Annotated in this window: 18 protein-coding genes; 1 reads left to right on the top strand and 17 read right to left on the bottom strand. The window is 36.7% G+C overall.

Translation table 11 applies throughout. The annotated features are described in order from the left end of the window. Window positions 1–17: 17 nt before the first annotated feature. The 14 genes from BN985_RS06480 to BN985_RS06415 form a co-directional block, all read right to left on the bottom strand. The gene (locus BN985_RS06480) at window positions 18–680 is read right to left on the bottom strand and encodes a DUF4310 family protein (protein ID WP_042221914.1); all 663 of its coding nucleotides are present in this window, start codon (window positions 678–680) and stop codon (window positions 18–20) included. Between the two features lies 1 nt (window position 681). Continuing rightward, window positions 682–1464: a DUF4311 domain-containing protein gene (locus tag BN985_RS06475; protein ID WP_042221912.1), complete on the bottom strand. Its 783-nt coding sequence runs from the start codon at window positions 1462–1464 to the stop codon at window positions 682–684. Between the two features lie 25 nt (window positions 1465–1489). Beyond that, window positions 1490–1765 (bottom strand): DUF4312 family protein, encoded by a 276-nt coding sequence (locus BN985_RS06470; protein ID WP_042221910.1) that lies wholly within the window; start codon window positions 1763–1765, stop codon window positions 1490–1492. After that, window positions 1758–2120: an SFCGS family glycine-rich protein gene (locus BN985_RS06465; RefSeq protein ID WP_042221908.1), complete on the bottom strand. Its 363-nt coding sequence runs from the start codon at window positions 2118–2120 to the stop codon at window positions 1758–1760. The genes BN985_RS06470 and BN985_RS06465 overlap by 8 nt, the downstream gene beginning before the upstream one ends. Window positions 2121–2156: 36 nt before the next feature. Beyond that, complete coding sequence (locus BN985_RS06460; protein WP_042221906.1) at window positions 2157–3275, bottom strand: amidohydrolase/deacetylase family metallohydrolase; 1119 nt, start codon at window positions 3273–3275, stop codon at window positions 2157–2159. Window positions 3276–3293: 18 nt separating this feature from the next. Continuing rightward, entirely contained in the window at window positions 3294–4049 is a 756-nt protein-coding gene (gene dagF, locus BN985_RS06455; protein WP_232225547.1) for a 2-dehydro-3-deoxy-phosphogluconate aldolase, read from the bottom strand. After that, window positions 4042–5160, bottom strand: a complete 1119-nt coding sequence (locus BN985_RS06450; protein ID WP_084157459.1) for a DgaE family pyridoxal phosphate-dependent ammonia lyase — start codon at window positions 5158–5160, stop codon at window positions 4042–4044. The genes dagF and BN985_RS06450 overlap by 8 nt, the downstream gene beginning before the upstream one ends. 88 nt (window positions 5161–5248) lie before the next feature. Next, window positions 5249–5560: a PRD domain-containing protein gene (locus BN985_RS06445; RefSeq protein WP_042221902.1), complete on the bottom strand. Its 312-nt coding sequence runs from the start codon at window positions 5558–5560 to the stop codon at window positions 5249–5251. 94 nt (window positions 5561–5654) lie between these two features. Next, entirely contained in the window at window positions 5655–7508 is a 1854-nt protein-coding gene (locus tag BN985_RS06440; protein ID WP_042221900.1) for a BglG family transcription antiterminator, read from the bottom strand. A gap of 221 nt (window positions 7509–7729) precedes the next feature. Then, window positions 7730–9496 (bottom strand): L-fucose isomerase, encoded by a 1767-nt coding sequence (locus BN985_RS06435; RefSeq protein ID WP_042221899.1) that lies wholly within the window; start codon window positions 9494–9496, stop codon window positions 7730–7732. A 93-nt stretch (window positions 9497–9589) separates the two neighbouring features. Next, complete coding sequence (locus tag BN985_RS06430; protein WP_042221897.1) at window positions 9590–11059, bottom strand: rhamnulokinase; 1470 nt, start codon at window positions 11057–11059, stop codon at window positions 9590–9592. A 46-nt stretch (window positions 11060–11105) separates the two neighbouring features. Next, complete coding sequence (locus tag BN985_RS06425) at window positions 11106–11750, bottom strand: class II aldolase/adducin family protein (protein ID WP_042221895.1); 645 nt, start codon at window positions 11748–11750, stop codon at window positions 11106–11108. Window positions 11751–12006: 256 nt separating this feature from the next. Further along, window positions 12007–13488, bottom strand: coding sequence for a Na+/H+ antiporter NhaC (gene nhaC, locus BN985_RS06420; protein ID WP_198029978.1), 1482 nt, complete (start codon window positions 13486–13488; stop codon window positions 12007–12009). A gap of 23 nt (window positions 13489–13511) precedes the next feature. Then, on the bottom strand, window positions 13512–14681 hold the full coding sequence (locus BN985_RS06415; protein WP_042221893.1) for a trans-sulfuration enzyme family protein: 1170 nt from the start codon (window positions 14679–14681) through the stop codon (window positions 13512–13514). A 180-nt stretch (window positions 14682–14861) separates the two neighbouring features. On the opposite strand from BN985_RS06415, the gene BN985_RS06410 reads away from it, so the two are divergent. Continuing rightward, the gene (locus BN985_RS06410; protein ID WP_232225546.1) at window positions 14862–15518 is read left to right on the top strand and encodes a FadR/GntR family transcriptional regulator; all 657 of its coding nucleotides are present in this window, start codon (window positions 14862–14864) and stop codon (window positions 15516–15518) included. A gap of 374 nt (window positions 15519–15892) precedes the next feature. On the opposite strand, the gene BN985_RS06405 is transcribed toward BN985_RS06410, so the two are convergent. From BN985_RS06405 to BN985_RS06395, 3 genes are all read right to left on the bottom strand, one after another. Then, window positions 15893–16363: an SRPBCC domain-containing protein gene (locus BN985_RS06405; RefSeq protein WP_042221890.1), complete on the bottom strand. Its 471-nt coding sequence runs from the start codon at window positions 16361–16363 to the stop codon at window positions 15893–15895. 319 nt (window positions 16364–16682) lie between these two features. Then, window positions 16683–17291 (bottom strand): response regulator transcription factor, encoded by a 609-nt coding sequence (locus BN985_RS06400; protein WP_042221888.1) that lies wholly within the window; start codon window positions 17289–17291, stop codon window positions 16683–16685. Window positions 17292–17313: 22 nt separating this feature from the next. Then, a complete protein-coding gene (locus BN985_RS06395; RefSeq protein ID WP_042221887.1) occupies window positions 17314–18408 on the bottom strand; it encodes a sensor histidine kinase in 1095 nt (364 codons plus the stop codon). Window positions 18409–18445: the final 37 nt, after the last annotated feature.

Raw genomic sequence — 18445 nt, 5'->3', positions numbered from 1 at the left:
TCACATCTCATTTCATGTTAGGTAATGGGGAAGAAATAACCTAAAAGCATTGCTCCAAGAATTGCACCACCAATAATTGGTTTGTTCATACCATAAAATATTAGTGCTCCCAATATGGAACCGATGCCTATTGGTATTGAAGCTGCACAGGCACTGACTATAATAAGCGGTCCGAAAAAACGACCTGCTTGATTTCCTGCCCCCATCAGAATATCTGCTCCAAATGAAGAGCCACCTTGACCTATAGTATATTTGCGTATGGTTATAATAATTAACCCTATCGCTAACCCTAGTAAAGCACCTGTGATCAAAGCCACTGGAAAACTTGTTAAAGGGAGTGTAAACCCAGCAGCTAAAATAAGAGCTGGGAGACCAATTCCAATTCCGGTCATCATAGAACCGCCAATATCTAATATCCCTACAAGTGAACCTTCTAATATCCTAGCAAAGAGAAAACTTGCTCCAAATGCAGCAGCAGCTCCATATCCTCCACCTTCCATGCCTACTCTCAACATAGCGAGAATGGAAATTTCATTAAAAACACCTGTCCCGTGCACATAATACATATGGGTTCCAGCAAAGATTCCAGAAGCAAGAAGGGTTGTAAATATCGGGAATGACCAATCGGCATACCAAAAATCTTTATTTGCTAATTCTCCATTACTACTTTGATTTCCCATACTATTCCACCTCATATCCGAATATTTGATGTAGATCTTCTAACCAATTAGGAACTGTGATATTTAATGATTGCAACAATTCGATATCAAACCCGCGGAAGAATCCACTGAAAATAAAGAGTAATACAATTGCTGTAATTATTATTTTGGACATCCTGGACCACCCAGTATCATCCACGCCTTTACCAATCAAAATTCCTAATACAAGACCCGGCACTGCATTTCCCATTACAAGATGTGCTAATCCCCCAAATAATGTTCCGTATATCCCTGTTCTTCTACCCCCATCTATTGCCGCTAACCAGAAAATTGCTGGCATAACAGGGTTTAAAAACCAGTCTGCTGCGGGGACCAATACTTCACTAGCAACTTCTTGCAACGATGTTGGTATAGAGGATGCCGTTACATTAAGAAATGCAACCACTAATGCCCCAACAATGGCGCCAGTAATCGCCATCTTTTTTGGATTATGCAAAGTCTTTTCTGGATCCTTACCTTTTAAAAGCACAATTGCGGCTGACCAGTTTGGTATAACACGATGTCCAACATCACCAGTCAAGGCACCTCCTGCAACAGTATTCGCCCAGGCATTAAAGAAAACACCAAGACCAAACGAAAAGTGACTTGCTGGATCACCTTGACAAGCATTTAACTCTCCAAGGGTACGAAATGCTCCCATACCTTGTGTTTTGGGAATGTGATACATTCTAGCTGCACCAGCACTAACAGAAAACCCAACTAGCCCACCAATGATGAGTGACTTTATTAAAATCCAAATAGTCATTTATTCTTACCCCGCCCTTTTTTAGTTATAATCCCATCAAAAATAGGGAAACTGTTACCTTCAACTCGACATTCACACTTGTCTTTTCTCTTTTGAAGAAAAAGAAGAGAAATTTTTCTGTATACTTCTGCTCTTCAATATTAGATATCTCCACATCCATCGGCTCTACCCTAATAATCATGTAATCATGATATTTTCGCATAACTTCTGATTGAATTTTAGCAAGCGCTTGACTAACAGCTTGCTTTTTTGAAGAACCTTTTCCACTTACATAGATATAATCTTCTATCTTTTTATTCACCTTTGTTAACCTTCTTATTATAAGCTTCAACCAATGCTTTTCCTAAATCAGCCGAATCCATAAATCCAAAACCAAGGGCCTTTTTATCATTTTCAATTGCAGTAATTCCTTCTTGAATTGACCTCATGCCATATTTTGCAGGGTACTGATATTTTGTTTGAGCTGAAATCGCTCCAGCACCACCACTACCACAAAACGAAATCCCGAAATCTGCATCATGCTCATTCATGACGTCACCTAGTTTCATATCTGCACCGATCCCAGGCACAAGAATCACATTTGCGCCGGCTTCCTCTGCACCTCTCGCAACATTTTGCCCTTTACCTAATCGATCTGCAATTACAACTGTAATCATTTTCATACCCCTCATCTTTTTATAAAATATATTAATTTATTGATTACTCTTCCAAACTATTATTCCATTACGAATTGTTATTTCAGGCTTCATTAATTTTGAAGTCTTTTTCGTTTTTCCTTCTGCGTCTTTCAAATCAGACTCTTGTTGTATTATTCGGAAAATAGAAACGTCAGCAGTTGTTCCAATAGCAAATGAACCTTGGTCCTTTAACTGAAGTGCCCTCTTTGGCAGTATAGTGACACTCTTAACTATATCTTGCAGTGTGTATCCTAGTTGCAAGAGTTTTGTCATTGTTACCATAAGACTTCCTACCGAATCATTTATATTCTGACTGTGTATATCTGTACTGGTAGTAAATGTGTATGGGTAACGTTTTTTAAATTGCTCCAGTATACTGTAACTGAAACTAGCTGACCCGTGGCCAATATCGAAAAGCACACCGCGATCTAATGCATCTTTTGCTTCTGGAATAAGCTCGTTTTCTTCTAAAATTCCATGAGGTTTCCCATGAAAAGCATGTGTGACAATATCTCCTTTTTTTAGAATTGGAAAGACTTCCGGCAAATAAGGAGGTGGGTTACCAATATGTACCATTAAAGGCACATTAATTTGATCAGCTACTTTTCTTGCATGTAACAATGGTAGAACACCTTGATTTCCAACTACCGATCGACTCAATCTTACTTTAATCCCTACTAATGAAGGATTCCTAGAAAAAGCTTGTTTTGCCTCATAAATGGACATTAAATCTTCGGGATTATGTAATTCATGCGTACCTTCCACTAGCCCTTTACGAGAAATATTTAAAAAAGCCAGTACCTCTGTCTCACTTTTATAAATAACATCTTCTTTAAAAGTATTGTAGTAGTCCACACCTGAACTCCCAGCATCTACTATAGTAGTTACTCCTTGAGAAATCCCCACATCATCTGCCTTCACACCTAAAAAGGTACTATTCTCAAACACATGTACATGAATGTCAATGAATCCGGGAGCCACAAATGCTCCTTTCAAGTCCACTATTTCAGCTGAATCAGTTTCAATTTGAGATGGATCGACGAATTTCCCCTTTTGAATACCTATTACTCCATTTTTTCGTTTAGAGTTATCTGGGTCTATGATAATCCCATTAACCAACAAAAGATCTTCCATTCCAATCACCTCGTTTCTTTATAAGATTTGTTCTATAATGTTCATAGCCTTTTTCACATCCTCGATCTTTGTGAGTTTTGTTTCTTTATCAATTATTGAACTATAAATATGTGGTATAACTTTTGGTACGCCCTCTCTTAAGGCTACTTGTAATATTTCTCCAAGGTTATCCAAACCAATCCCACCAGTTGGCTCAAGTATAAAATCTTGTTCTGCACATTTTGCTGCCACCACGCTATATTCCTCCATCTTTTCTAAACCATTCATCGGAAAATATTTCAACGAGTTTCCACCCGCATCTTTAATCATTCCAATTGCTGTTTCTACAGGTACGATGGCTGGTGTTAATTCACTAGAAATTGCTCCAGTATTTACTTTGACGAACCCCTTCTTACCACTAGGTGAGACTAGAGAATTGATTATTGTACTTTCCTGACCTAGTAAAGATCTCGTAGCACCAACATTTGTAAAAACCTGGTTAACATGTTGCGGTTGTACTAATCCTGCAATATTTTCTACATTCTTTGCTTGGGATGGGTCTCCTGCACCTAATCCAATCGATATACGATTCCCAGTTACTTTTGCATATTCCCTCATAGCTGAGACAGCTTCCTCATTAGATTGATAGTCTCTTGATAAAAGTCCTATCAGGACGTTACCATCTGTTGCTTCACAAATATCAGCTGCATTTTCCTTTGAACCAGCTAGTACATTTAGACAAATTTTTTCTTTATAAAACTGTGGCGAATTTTTAAATGTTCGTTTATTAGGCAATGCTGTCATCTCCTTTTATTACAGTAATGATTCGTTCAGCAATAATGTCTTCTTGACCGATTAGCAATGGACGTGGGTCAACAGATAATACACCAATATTCACATAATGGTCACGCAAATAAATTGCTGGATCACCATTTTTCAGACGATACAATAACTGCTCTGCAGTTATTCCTGCTTTTTCTTTTACTTTTATTTGTGCACGATAAATGGAACGGCCCGCTTCATCCTGTTTGGTGACGCATGATAGTCCCTCTATCTCATTCAATTTCTGGCACATAGACTCCATACGAGAAAGTTGTTCTTCAGCACGAGGGACTTTTAACTGATATTGATTTAAGGCAACAATGAGTCCCAAAATTGATTCCTTTCCAACTTTCATTGCTCTGCCAATTCCTTTATACTGCTCACGACAAGCTTCCATTAAATTCTTTTTCCCACAAATAAAGCCGGATGTTGGACCTTCCAACGCCTTACCTCCGCTATAAACTACGATATCAGCTCCCATCGTAATATATTTACGAAAATCACTTTCTGCTGCGCCATCAACTATTAATGGGATCTGATGTTTCTGGGCGACTCTAACCATATTTTCTACCGTTTGCATTCCTTTTTGCACTGCATGATGAGATTTCACAAAAATTAGTGCTGCTGTCTTATCGGTAATTGCTTGTTCAATATGTTCCCTTTCTACTTTGTTGACACTACCAACTTCGATGACCTTACCTCCACCCATACGAATCATTTGATCAATAGTACCACCAAAATTAATGGTTTGGCCCTTTTGGATAACAATCTCATTTTTTAACCCATCTGAGTTAGGCATTTTTTCAATTAAGCTCCTGTTTCTTCCTGCAATTACTGCTGCAACTGCAATCGCAATTCCAGATGCGGCGCCAATAGTCGGACAACCGTCCTCAGAACCGGTATGATAAGCAATGACTTTACCTGCATATTCAATTAGCTCCTCAATGTCCACATATTCTTTTGCTGCAACCTTCAATGCACTGGCAACTTCTTCAGTGACAGAAGAAGCTCCCAAAGCCGTCATTTTCCCACTTGCATTAATTATTTTTTTTAACCCATATTCCTCAAATACATTTTTTCCCACTTTTTTCACTCCAATTTTTATGGTGAACTCTTCTTTAAACTTAAAATGATTTAAAGAAACCAACTAAGAAAATGGAACTATCTATCCTTTATCTATACAAATTTTCTTTTGCCGCTTCAAAATGAATTGACAATAGATAGATCTCATCCTCTTCCAATCCGTCTAGTAAATCTTTCACTTTTCTTGCTATAGATAATGATTCATCTGAAACACTAGCAAATATTTTGTGATCAAACCCAATTAACTTTTCACCTGTTAAAGAACGATGAACCATAGCAGAAATATGAGAAAGCACTGCCAATAGTTGACTATCTGTCATGTATATCCTTTTCTCTTTACATTGGTTTTGAGCTAGGTCAAATGCATGTTTGCACAATTCTTTATCGCCACTATTTATCATTAATTTTTCCTTTTCTTCGTATAAGCTGTTAATTTTCTTAAACCACCCTTCTTGGTTGTAACGTATAATTCAAAGACATAATGTATGATTTACATTATTTTTTGAAATATTGCAGCAATGCACTTTGTTCAGATTCATTAATATAAATACTATGGCTTTTTAAGATTTCATTTATTTCCCGCAACAAGTCCTCATTTTGATCTCCGTTTCTCTGATATATAAACTGATCATATTGTTTATGAAAATAATAACGATGAATCATAAGAAATAGATGGACAAAAAGCCCTTTCTCACGTTCTTCGATAACTTTATCAGTCAATTTTTCATAGATTTCATAAGATATCTCAAACCCCTTAATAATAATTTCTTGACTAGTTGACTCAAAATCTTTTTCATTCGGGTTATAAACATCCTTTTCTATAACCTTTGCATCGACTCTATCCTGCTGGTATAGGCTATGAACTTTTTCCCTTATAGCTTCGATATTATCTTCAGTCGGCACAGGGTCTACCACAATTACGGGAAAAGTAGTTTTAATCGGAAACATACTAATGATTAAATCAAAATTTTCATTTTTAGTGACGTTAGCTATTTCCATTACAGAACAGTAAGTCGTAATCTTGATATCGTTGATTTGGCTCTCAACTCGATTTTTGATAAATCGAGCAACTCCTCTTCCAGTTGAGCATACATAAAGAGCCCTAATTTCTGGCTTTCTATTTAGTACATTTTCATATGAATTAAGAAAGTGTAATGTAATGAAAGAAATGAATGAGTCCTCTACCGCTTCAGGAAAGTTCATGTGATTTACTACATCTGAAAAAATATTTTTAAAACCCTCTTTCACAGAAAAAAATAATGATGCGTTTTTTTGTTTAATCTCGTTAATAAAGGGGTTTATTTCTGTAACATATGTGGAGTGTTTTTCAAATCGTAATGAAAGATGTAACAATAAATTATTAAATAATCTAGTATCATTAGAATAGGGAGCTTGTTCTTTTTCACTTACGTAATGAATTAATTCTCCCGTTAAAATAAGTAGATCTATATTTTCATCTTCCAACAAAAAGTTACGGTGAATGTAAGAAAACTCATCCTCAAGTAATGGTAAAGCATTTTCTTCACATATAGCTCCTACTATTTTGGTCAAAAATCCAGCTAGATCATGAGATTTGTTTTGGTCGAGTTTTAGTAACCTATAGTTACCAATAGTAAAGCCGTATTCCATCCTTACTAAAAAAATAGTAAGACGTATAAGTGTAGATAAAATCTCTGAATGTGTTATGTCGTTTCTTCTATCGTCTTTCCATATCTTACGGAAGTGGATTATTACCTCGGCAAATTTCACATTAATTTCTGAGGTAAACCCGTGATTCCATTCCACTCTTTTGTCCGATTGAATTTGCGTAATAATGTTATACACATCAAAATTATTTAAATTCCTTTGGATGATATTCTCGAACAATAAACGAATATTAAGCTCTGGTCCCACTAATTTATAACCGACACGTGTTTTTCTCTTTAATTTAATTTCCCAAGGCTGGATGTATTGTTCCAAAAAGTTCAAATCACTCAGGATCGTATTTCTGCTAACTTGTAAATAATTTGAAAGTTGCGCTGCAGTTATATAGTCCCTTTGCGAAAAAAATATATATAGTATTTTTTCGATTCGTGTGTTCTGATCAGCATGAAAGGGTTTACTATCCTCACCCAATAATGTTTGATAGAGCATTAACCGTTCATTTTCTTCCGTATCAATCCAGTAACCTTTATTCGGTTGTGCGCACAACTCGATGTCATATTGCTGAAACCATACACGAACATTCTTTAAATCATTTTTTATTGTCCTTGTGCTAACATCAAGATAATTTGATAAATCCTTTGTCCTCAAAGTTTTTTCTGCTTCAAGTAATTTTGTGACAATTTGAATCTCTCTTGTTGTTAACAATTTTCTTTCACCACTCTTTAATTCGTTTTTTTAACTTAATCAGATTATACATTTATACTGGAAGCGTTTACAGACCAAATTCACTCACTATTATTAGTGCAATATTTTGATAATTAAATTTCCGAAGTAGATTTCAATGAATGTCTCATTCATTAAAAATCCTCTCTTGAAAATAAAAAGACTGCCGTCTGCAAACGACGACAGCCACTATTTAGTTATACTTATTTATACAACGCTCCAAAATTATCACATGCACGGAAATCGGCTGCCTCAACATTTTGCGTTCCAAACATCGACCAAACATGTGGACGGAAAGCACGTGATTCATCAATATTGTGCATATTAACGGGAATTCTTAGCATAGATGCTAATGTTAAAAGATCTGCACCTATATGTCCATAAGAAATAGCTCCATGATTAGATCCCCAATAGTCCATTACATCGTAAGCCGTCTTGAATGCCCCCTCACCTGTAAGTATTGGTGCAAACCATGTAGTAGGCCATGTTGGATCCGTTCTATTGTCAATTGTCTCATAAACTTCATCCGGCAATTCAACAGAATACCCTTCAGCAATTTGCAAAACAGGTCCAAGCCCTTTTACCATGTTCAACCGTGTCATTGTCAGTGGCATTTCTCCTTTTGTATGATAGCGAGTTGAGAATCCTCCCCCACGAAAATATTGCTTATTGGCTGGATGGAATGTAGTATTTTTCATCATTGCATCTACTTCTTCATCCGTGACCTCCCAAAACGGTTTGATTACAGGTTCACCATCTTTTGTTTGCTGGCCTGTTCCATCCAATGCAGAAGCACCTGAGTTTTTCAAATGAATGAGGCCATTCGCCGCTCTACCGGTCAGATCATATCCGGTAACTCGTTTAACTGCCTCCGGGCTCCAGTAGGTCCGAACATCGGCAAATATTTGCGGTGTATTTGTAAGTAGATAGTTAAACAACATCGATACACCGTTATTATTATCATTTTCTGTTGCCATAACATATGGTGCACGCTTTCCATTCCAGTCAAACGAGCTATTCAAAATCGTTTCCATGTAATCCCCATTAGGGGAATAATCAGTCCATTGTCGCTGACCCTGAAATCCTGACAAAATAGCATCATGACCTAGTGATTCTTCATCATACCCAGCCTCTGCCAGTTTTTTATTTCCCACCATCAAATCCCGACCAATCAATGTCATCTTAACAACTGTTTCCCAACTCTTTTCATACTCTTCTGTCGTGAATTTCAATTCATCTGGATTGTTATCAAAGCCTACAATAGCATTTTCTTTCGTCCATTTTAATGCTTTTTCGTATTCAGCTTTATCATAGATTTCTTCGTTTATTCGACGAACAAATTCAGTCATGTCAATGTACTCATTCCGCATTCCCAAGTATTCTTGGAAAAAATCATCTTTAACAATTGATCCAGCGATTCCCATGGATACATTCCCCATAGATAGATATGATTTACCTTTCATCATTGCGACAGTTAATCCAGCTCTTGTAAATTGTAATAACTTTTCAATTACATCTTCGGGTATTTCTTCATCATCTGCTTCCTGTACATGCTCACCATAAATACCGAATGCTGGAACCCCCTTTTGTGCGTACGCTGCTAGAACCGCCGCAAGATAAACGGCACCAGGGCGCTCTGTTCCATTAAATCCCCAGACAGCATGTGGCATTTTATTGTCCAAATCCATCGTTTCTGTTCCATAGCACCAGCATGGTGTTACTGTAATGGTCAATCCCACATTTTCCCGATGAAACTTTTCTTTACAATCTGTCGCCTCCTTGACTCCGCCAATTGTTGAATCTGCAATTACACATTCAACAGGGTTTCCATCCGGATACTTTAATGTTTCTCGAACTAACTTAGCAACATTTTCTGCCATATTCATTGTTTGTTCTTCCAATGATTCTCTTACTCCCTGTCTTCTTCCATCTATTGTTGGGCGTATACCAACTTTCGGCAATCTAGTCATATTTATCCTCTCCTGTTTAAGTAATGTTTCTACTAATCTAGCTAAACCAACCGAGCTCTATCTTTTTCTCAGCTTCTCATACATACTTCCTTTTTAATTCTCCAGTATGGCCTTAATATCATCATAATGTGTATTCCATTTTTCATGCTGTTCTGGATGATAGACTTTCACACCAAAGGATTGTTTAATAATCCCCCTGGCTTCCGGGACACTTTGGATTACGTTTTGTGAAATTAGCTGAACAACAGTATTGCCAATGACAGTCGCCTCAACAGGTCCTGCCAACACTTCAATATTACCTGCGTTCGCCACCATTTGACATAAAATTCCTGCCTGAGATCCACCTCCAACAATGTGCACCTGTTTAAAATGTTTACCTGTACATTCCATGATTTCTTCAAATACAGAACGGTACTTTAATGCAAGACTTTCATAAATAGTTCGGAAAATTTCTCCATCTGATTTTGGGATAGGCTGGTTTGTCTTTTTCGCATATTCCTTTATCTTCAAAGGCATATCTCCAGGCAACTGGAAATCTGGATGATCCGTATCAATGAAAAAGTTGAAAGCCTTTGCTTCTTCTGCTATTTTGGTAATTTCATCATACGAATAATTTCTTCCTTCTTTCTCCATTTGCCTTTTGGTTTCTTGAAGCACCCATAGACCAGTAACGTTTTTCATAAATAGTGATTTGTCGTTGAATCCGCTTTCATTTGTGATATTATAGCCCGCTGTTTTTGGAGAAATGACTGGTTCATCCAATTCAGTACCTACCAACGACCATGTCCCACATGAAATAAACAGAAATTCATCATTTGAGGCAGGCACACTAACAGCAGCACTCGCTGTATCATGTGAAGTTGTAGCGATTACCGGTATTTGTGGAATTCCTAATTCATTAGACAGTTCTTCTGAAACGGTTCCAATTTTTTCACCCGGTTTTACTAGTTCTTGAAAAATATCAATTGGAAAACCAAGTTTACGGATGATTTCTTCATTCCATCTTTTCTTATATGGATCAAAAAGCTGTGTCGTCGAAGCAATTGTCTCTTCCCCACGCATCACACCCGTCAGAAAATAATTAAACAAATCAGGCATCAATAGCAGTGACTCCGCTTCTTCTAATTCTTCTTCTTTATATTTTTTCAAATATGCCAGCTGAAAGATTGTGTTAAAAAAAATTATCTGGTTTCCAGTCATTTCATATAATTTTTTTTGTGAAAAAGACTTCTCTACTTCTTCCAAGATCCCTTCCGTTCTAGGGTCCCGATAATGTACAGGGTTATGGATCAGTTTGCCCTCTTTATTAAGTAAACCGAAGTCAACCCCCCAGGTATCAATACCAATACTGTGAATAGTTGTTTTCTTGCCAATTTCCTTAAGCACCTTCTTCACTTCATCAAAAAGTTTATCGATATCCCAGCAAAGTGTATTATTAAGGATGACTGGTTTATTCTCGAATCTGTGAATCTCTTTTAATTGGATAATATTCCCTTCATATGTCCCTAATATTGCTCGTCCACTCGATGCTCCAAAATCAAAAGATAAAACTTTTTTAACCAAAACATTTCACCTCTGTTTGTGGGGATTATAGATTCTAAACCTAGTACTACTTTTTCAACAGACTTGAACGATATGTTTCAGCCGATAGATTGCGTAAATCATCACACTCTTGTTCTGTTAGGGTTCTGGGATTTCCTACTGCTAAAGAAATTGCGTATACTTTTGCTGCTTCTTCAGTCAATTGCATATAAAAATATGCTTCTTTTACTGTAGTCCCTACTGTTAGAACTCCATGATTTCGCATCACGATAGCCTGACTGTCAGCAACAACTTCACCTACTTTTTCAGCAATAAGGTTTGTTGTTGGAATCACGTAATCAATATATGAAACACTTTTTACCATTGCTGGGTAATCAGGGAACATTGGAGGAATTTCTTTACCAGTTGATGATACTGCAACCGAATATGTCGGATGTGCATGTAGCACTGCTTGAATGCTTTGATCTTTTCTATAACATTCTAAATGCATTTCCAACTCAGAAGAAGGTTTCAAATCACTCAAAACTTTCCCGGAATCAATTTCAACTTTAACCCACTCATTTTCAGTAACTTCTTTTAAATCAAATCCACTTGGAGAGATATACATATACTTTCCTTTACGTGCACTTAAATTTCCACCTGCACCTACAACTAGACCACTATCTACTAGTTTCACGGAATATATCGATAATTCTTGTAAAATTTGTGTCATACTTAATTTCTCCTTATCTAGGTCAACTTTTGTTTACTTTGTTTTATATTGTTTTATTTTTGTTTCACTATTTTGCTTAACAGTATAACAAACAAAAACAAATGATGAAAGGGGTTTCCTGTTAAAAGATAAGTTTATTTTGAAAATTTGGCACATACCTTTTAAATTTAAAAACTCATAGAAATACTCGCTTATCGCAACAATAGAACGCCTCCCTGCCAAAATACAATTATGTTTTTTTCGTTGCTACTTTTTTCTAATTTATTTTTTCTTCCCTTGTTTCTTGCCCTGTAAAAAGTTCTTCTTTGTTTGGATCTATTCGTTTAATACCAAACCAATTTGTATATGGTCCAAGAATGGCCAAGATGGCAGAGAAGACAATACCGAACATATTAAATATCGCCCAAGGTGCATATTCAATAACACTAATACCAAGCGTTGTTGACATATAAATTCCTGCGACTGTCCAGGGAACTAATGCTTCAGGAATCATACCTCCATCTTCCATACTTCTGGATAAGTTTAGCCGATGCAAAGCTCTCTTTTTATATTGCTCTGCAAATGCATCTTTCATTAAGAAAAATGTAACATAGCTATTTCCTGTTGATAGTATAATAGCAAGTCCTGAAACAAGTGAAACTAAGATTGTATTTGTTGCTGACTTTATATATGAAAGAGTTTTAGACAAAACGATCTTTAGTGCTCTGGATACTTCCAAAGCTGCTGCAAAGAAAAATGCACAAAATACTGTTAATACAGGTTGGTGCATGCTGTAAATACCACCCCTGTTGAGTAAGGTTTGTATATTTTCGCTAATCATACCTAGTTGTAGATCAGGAATTACAGCTGTTAACATTTCTAAATTGAAACCTTCTACAGCTGCCTCTATTACTTGTGTTAAAGGCTCTTGTTGCATCAATGAGGATAAAACCATAGCAGATAATGAAGATAGGAACAGCACAATTAGTACTGGTTTTTTCATTAATGATCCAATGATCACAATGAGAGCAGGTATAATCAGCAATAAATTCATGTTAAATAAATCTTGTAGCGTGTTTGACACATTCATAATACTATCAGACTGAAATCCTGAAACATCAATTTTAAGTCCAACAATCAAAAAGACAGTTGCTGCTATAATCATAGAGGGGATGGAAGTGTACATTAAATGCTTAATGTGATCATATACATTCACTTCCGCTACTAAAGAACTCATTATTACCGTATCTGATAAAGGAGATAGCTTATCCCCAAAGTATGCACCAGAAATAACTGCCCCAGCTGTAATTGCCAGGTTTACATCCATCGCTGCTGCAATCCCCATGATTGCTACACCTATTGTACCTGCAGAAGAAAAAGAACTTCCAATACATACAGATACTATTGCTAGTGCCAAGAAGGCCATTATATACAGGTACTGAGGGTTAATTATCTCCAATCCCAAATAAATAAAGTAAGGGATGGTTCCTGACATCATCCATGTACCTATTATCAAACCTATACTATATAAAACTAAAATAGCTATTAACGCTGTTTTGATCTTCTCTGACATGACGTTCATGATACTACTCCAATTAGCACCATGAAGCATTGCGAAGATGGTAGCTAATACCCCTGCTGTGATTAAAACAGATTCAACAGGAAATCCGGCAATCATCACGCCGTAGATCATAACGAATAGAATGACAGCTATCAATAAAGCAGAAGTATAAAAGGATGCTTGTCTCTTTGTCTTCATAAGCATTTCACTCTCCTCATTTATTATTTTTTATAAACGATAGTCTCACTCAATGCACAAAAAGCTTTTTCTAAATCCTCGATTATCAATTCTGGTCCTTCCAAACCAACAGCAAGACGAATAAATCCATGTTTCTGAGTATCCGTTTCATGAGATTTAACAAATGAAATAATTAAGCTCTCATAGCCTCCCCAACTGACGCCTATTTGAATAATTGATAACGCATTCAAAAATGTTTCAATTTGCTTATAATTACCATACTTTATCTCGAAGCTTAGTAGCCCGGCATAACCCTGTAGCTGACTGTCTGAAATTTCCTTCGATTCACCTGTTAGTACACTTGGATGATTAATTTTCACAACTTCTTCTTTTGTTTTTAAGTAATCAATTACAGCTAAAACATTTTCTTGATGCTGCTTCATTCGAACGGGTAAAGTGCGTAATCCTCTTATTAACAAAAAGGCATCTTGTGGAGCAAGCGTTGATCCAAATAACTGATGACCGTATTGGAAAATTGGTTCCACAAGCTCCTTGTTTCCAATCACTGCTCCTGCAACTACATCACTGTGACCGCCGATATACTTAGATAGAGAGTGAATAACTAAATCTATACCAAAAGTTAGGGGTTTTTGAAATAATGGAGTTGCCCATGAATTATCTATTACGGTAATAATTCCTCGACTATTAGCAAATTTACTTATTGCTTTCAAATCAGCAATACTCATATCCATACTTGCTGGACTCTCAATATAGATCAACTTTGTCCGATCATTCACAGTTGCTTCTATAGCATGTAAATGATTTGAAGTTTGGTCAAAAGTTATTCCAAATGAATGAAGATGTTCCAAAAGTTCGACAGTTGGCCCATAGATCTGATTAACAAGTAATACGTGATCACCGCTTTTAAGGAGCGCCATCAATGTTGAACTGATAGCACCCATACCTGATCCGAACGCTTTACACATTTGACCTTGCTCCAAACCGGCAAGTTTTTCCTCTAATAAACGCACTGTTGGATTTAATCCTCTGCTATACACTAAATTTTCCCTTTGGTTATCAAGTGCGATTGAAAACTTTTTATAGTCTCTAAATGTATATAGACTTGTTTGATAAATAGGTGGAATAACTGCACCTTCGTATTTCGTATTATCTTCATAGCCGTGTGCACATATTTCTAAGTCTTGTTTGTTCATAGTTTGTAACCCCTTTCATTTTTATTATACCTATCAGACAGCATGATAGTTATACAGTATCAAATATTTTTCGTAAAATAAAGTGTTTTTTGAAAATTCTTGTATGATATGATTAATATGTGTGAATTTTACTGAAGAAAGTAGTGATTTAAAATGCAGAGAGTTTATTTATCAGATAGTGTGGCTAAAGAAATAAAGTCGTATATAAAAGAGCATAATTTAGAGTCTGGGGATAAATTACCAACCGTTTCTGAGTGGATGGAAATTTTACGAGTTGGTAGGTCCACACTAAGGGAAGGCGTAAAAAAGCTCGAAACAGAAGGAGTAGTTGAAGTAAAGAATGGGAAAGGTATTTATGTAAAAAAGGATAAAGCCTTTAGTATCTATACTTCCTTTCATGTAACAGATGGAGCTAAGCATTTGATGGAAATACTTGAAGTCAGAACAGCGTTAGAAGAAAAAGCTGTAAAACTTGCTGCTAAACATGCAACCGAAGAACAACTAGAAGAAATGCAATTTTATCTAGATAAATATGTAAAATATAGAAAATCTAAAGAATTCGTAAAAGCAAGTGAAGCAGATTCCAATTTTCACAGAGTTATTTATAAAGCAAGTAATAATCATATCTTATATGAAATCATTACAACAATACACGAAGAATTGTATGTGTTATGGGAAAGCCCATTTGGAAAAGAGCAGCTTTATGATGAAAGTTATCCTTACCATTTAAAACTATTAGAAGGTTTACGAGAAAAAGATAAAGATAAATCCATATCCGCTTTCCAAGCTTTAATAGATTCAGTAAGAAAAAACATACTAAAATTAAATAAAGAATAAATGTTCTTGAATATTGGCCTATTGAAGCGGAAGTTAAGGCCTAAATTTTGAGTCAATTGTTTAGGTGAGTGTAAACTAAATTGTTAGTTAAGAGGGTGATTTGTATTTATTCATAAAGGGCATTTACGAAAACAGGCACTCTTCTAAAATAAGAAGGCGCCTTTAGTTGGGTTTGGTATGCTTTTTACAATCCAAAAAAGCTGAAGAAACATCTAATCATCAGCTAACCTCTTAAAATGGAAGTGTTCCTTCCATATAGATTGGAGGATAAGTACATACCGCTACTTAGCCGTACTCGTGAGTTCCACCTGTTAGTGTTCGCCCACTGGGCAAACAAAAAGCGACCAACCAAAGTTGATCGCTAGCCCTATCATTCACTCAAACTTCCCTTCATAATATTCACGTAACTCCGGTCCATTTTCTTCCCATTCTACTGTCTGTCCATTAATTAATTGACCTAGGGCATCCAGACATCTATGCCAACCTGCAGCTGTATATTTAGCCATTGATCTATCATCAAACGTATGTCTAAACGACATAGTTGAGCCTTGATCTGCCGCCTGTATACTTATCTCTAACAGGTCGTCCATTTCCTTAAAACAAAAGGTAGATGGAGGATTGTATTCGGTAATAACCGCCTCATAGTTTGATCCTTCCCCATCATCGAACTTTATCTTTCCACCAACCTTAAGCTCCATATCGCCGGTAGCAAATGGATACCACTGCGTGAAATATTTGGGATTTGTTATAAATGGAAACACTTTTTCAGGAATCACTGGATAATTACGTTCAAAAACCAAAACAAATCTTCCTTCTTTTTCATAGAGATTGCCATCGTTAATCATATGTTCCCTCCTCCTTTCAAATGTTAAGGTATTACAGTTTCTTTTACTATTGTTACTTACAAGATGATTTCCTGTCCATTATTCTAACTTTCATCATGTTAACTATCTAGTAGATATACTTGTTTGTTGTTTAAGTCAAACCGTCCTCTACCGTTTAGATGTACTAAATTCCCCAAATTATTTCAATAAAATTTGGGTTGGATTTCCTCTTAAAGCATTCTTAAATTTTTCTCAAGTAACTTGTCACCATAAAATAAAAAACAATTATTTTAGGGGGCAAGAGGCTCATAACCGTAAATATATTTATCCAATCAACCATTCATAGTTTTTTCAAATAATAGATGGCTAACTGCGTTCGATCCCGTAGCTGAAGCTTTTCTAAAATAACCGATAACGTGTTGCGTACGGTGCCTTCTCCGATATAGAGATGTTCTCCTATTTCACGATTGGAGAGTCCTTGTGCAACTAGTTCTGCGATGTCTTTTTCCCGGGGGGTTAATTGCTCAAGGTTCTCCCCTTCAGTAGGCTGAATCAGTTGTTTAAGTACATCTGCACCTAATACAGTGGAACCGGACATAAGGGTACGCAGCTGTTGGGCCATATCGGATACCTCTGTTGATTTAATTAAATAACCCTCGGCTCCAGCTAGGATAGCTAAGCGTATATTTTTTTCATCCTTAAAAGTGGTTAACATCATGACACGAATGTTAGGCCAATTTTCTTTAATTTGCCTCGTTGCTTGGATTCCATCCATGACAGGCATCTGTATATCCATTAAGACAACATGTGGAACTTTTTCACAGCAGGCTGTAATTGCTTCGGCACCATTATTAGCAGTACCAATGACCTCCATGTCTTTTTCTCGGGAAAGGAGGACTTTTAAACTTTTACAAACTAAAGGATCATCATCTACTACTACAATATTCAACGTACAGACCTCCTCGCTCTCCTTATTCTAAAGGTAGGACACAGATTAATAAAAAGCCGTCGGTTGTGTCAGTGGATATACTTCCACCCACAGCCTTGGTTCGATGTCGAAGGTTACGTAGTCCTATTCCCAATCCTTTGTCGCTATTTTCCTTAAGGACCCCATCGTTATAGACGGATAATCTTAGAATATGAGGGCCCACATCCAACGTAATTTCAATCCCTGTCGGTTTTGCGTGGCGAATCGTATTTGTTAAAGCTTCCTTTAAGCAAGGGTACAGAATACTCCATAAGTGTGCGGGAACTTTGGAAGTATCGCCAAATACTTGGAAGTTAACCGGACATTGGGTGTATAGATCACTAATATTTTGCAATTCATCTATTCCAAGGTCTGTTATTGGCTTGAGGTTATGTACCGTTTCTCTCAGATAATCAGCACTATTATGAAGACGTTGCTGGGCTTCAGTAAACATTTCTTCCGCTACAGATTCGTCCTCTTTTCTTAGCTGTTCATAGGCTTGCAAGGCAAGAACGGAAGCTGTAAGTTCATGACCTACCTCATCATGAAGTTGCTGTGCAATTCGGTTTCTTTCCGACAACTCAGCCATTCGTGTCGCTTGAACATTAGCAAACAAAAGTTCTTCCTTTAAGTTTTCGAGTTCGTAACGATCTCGCCGCTGTTTATCCGCTTCCCGTTGATGCTTCTTTGTCTCCTGTTTCCAACCTCCAACAACTGCTCCCGTACAAGCAACATAAACAAAAATACCAACTAGCAGGAATGATGTTTCAGGATAAACGATAACAAAAATGATTGTGGGTAAGCTAAACAAGGGTTTACGCTGATACATACTTTCAAAAACGGGTAATATCAGAGCAAATGCAGCTAATGGCCAATATATAATTGCAAACAAGCAAGCTACTTGATCAAGGAGAACACTGCTTCCTGGTAGTTGAAATCGCCACCGAGCCAATGTCATTATTAATAGAAACAATAGAAGGATTATTCCAGCTTCTTCTCCACTGCTCTGTAGCCATAGCGAACAAAGTAAGAGTAACCCTAGTAGGCGTAAAAGGAAGGTCGCCGACTCAGAAGTCCAATTTCCCCATTTGTAATCCATACATATTCACGCCCTTATTTATGTTATCCCTATCATA

Origin of the sequence: Oceanobacillus manasiensis (genome assembly GCF_000724085.1) — a bacterium.
GTDB lineage: Bacteria > Bacillota > Bacilli > Bacillales > Amphibacillaceae > Oceanobacillus_B > Oceanobacillus_B manasiensis.
This window is presented reverse-complemented; position numbering and strand designations above follow the sequence as displayed.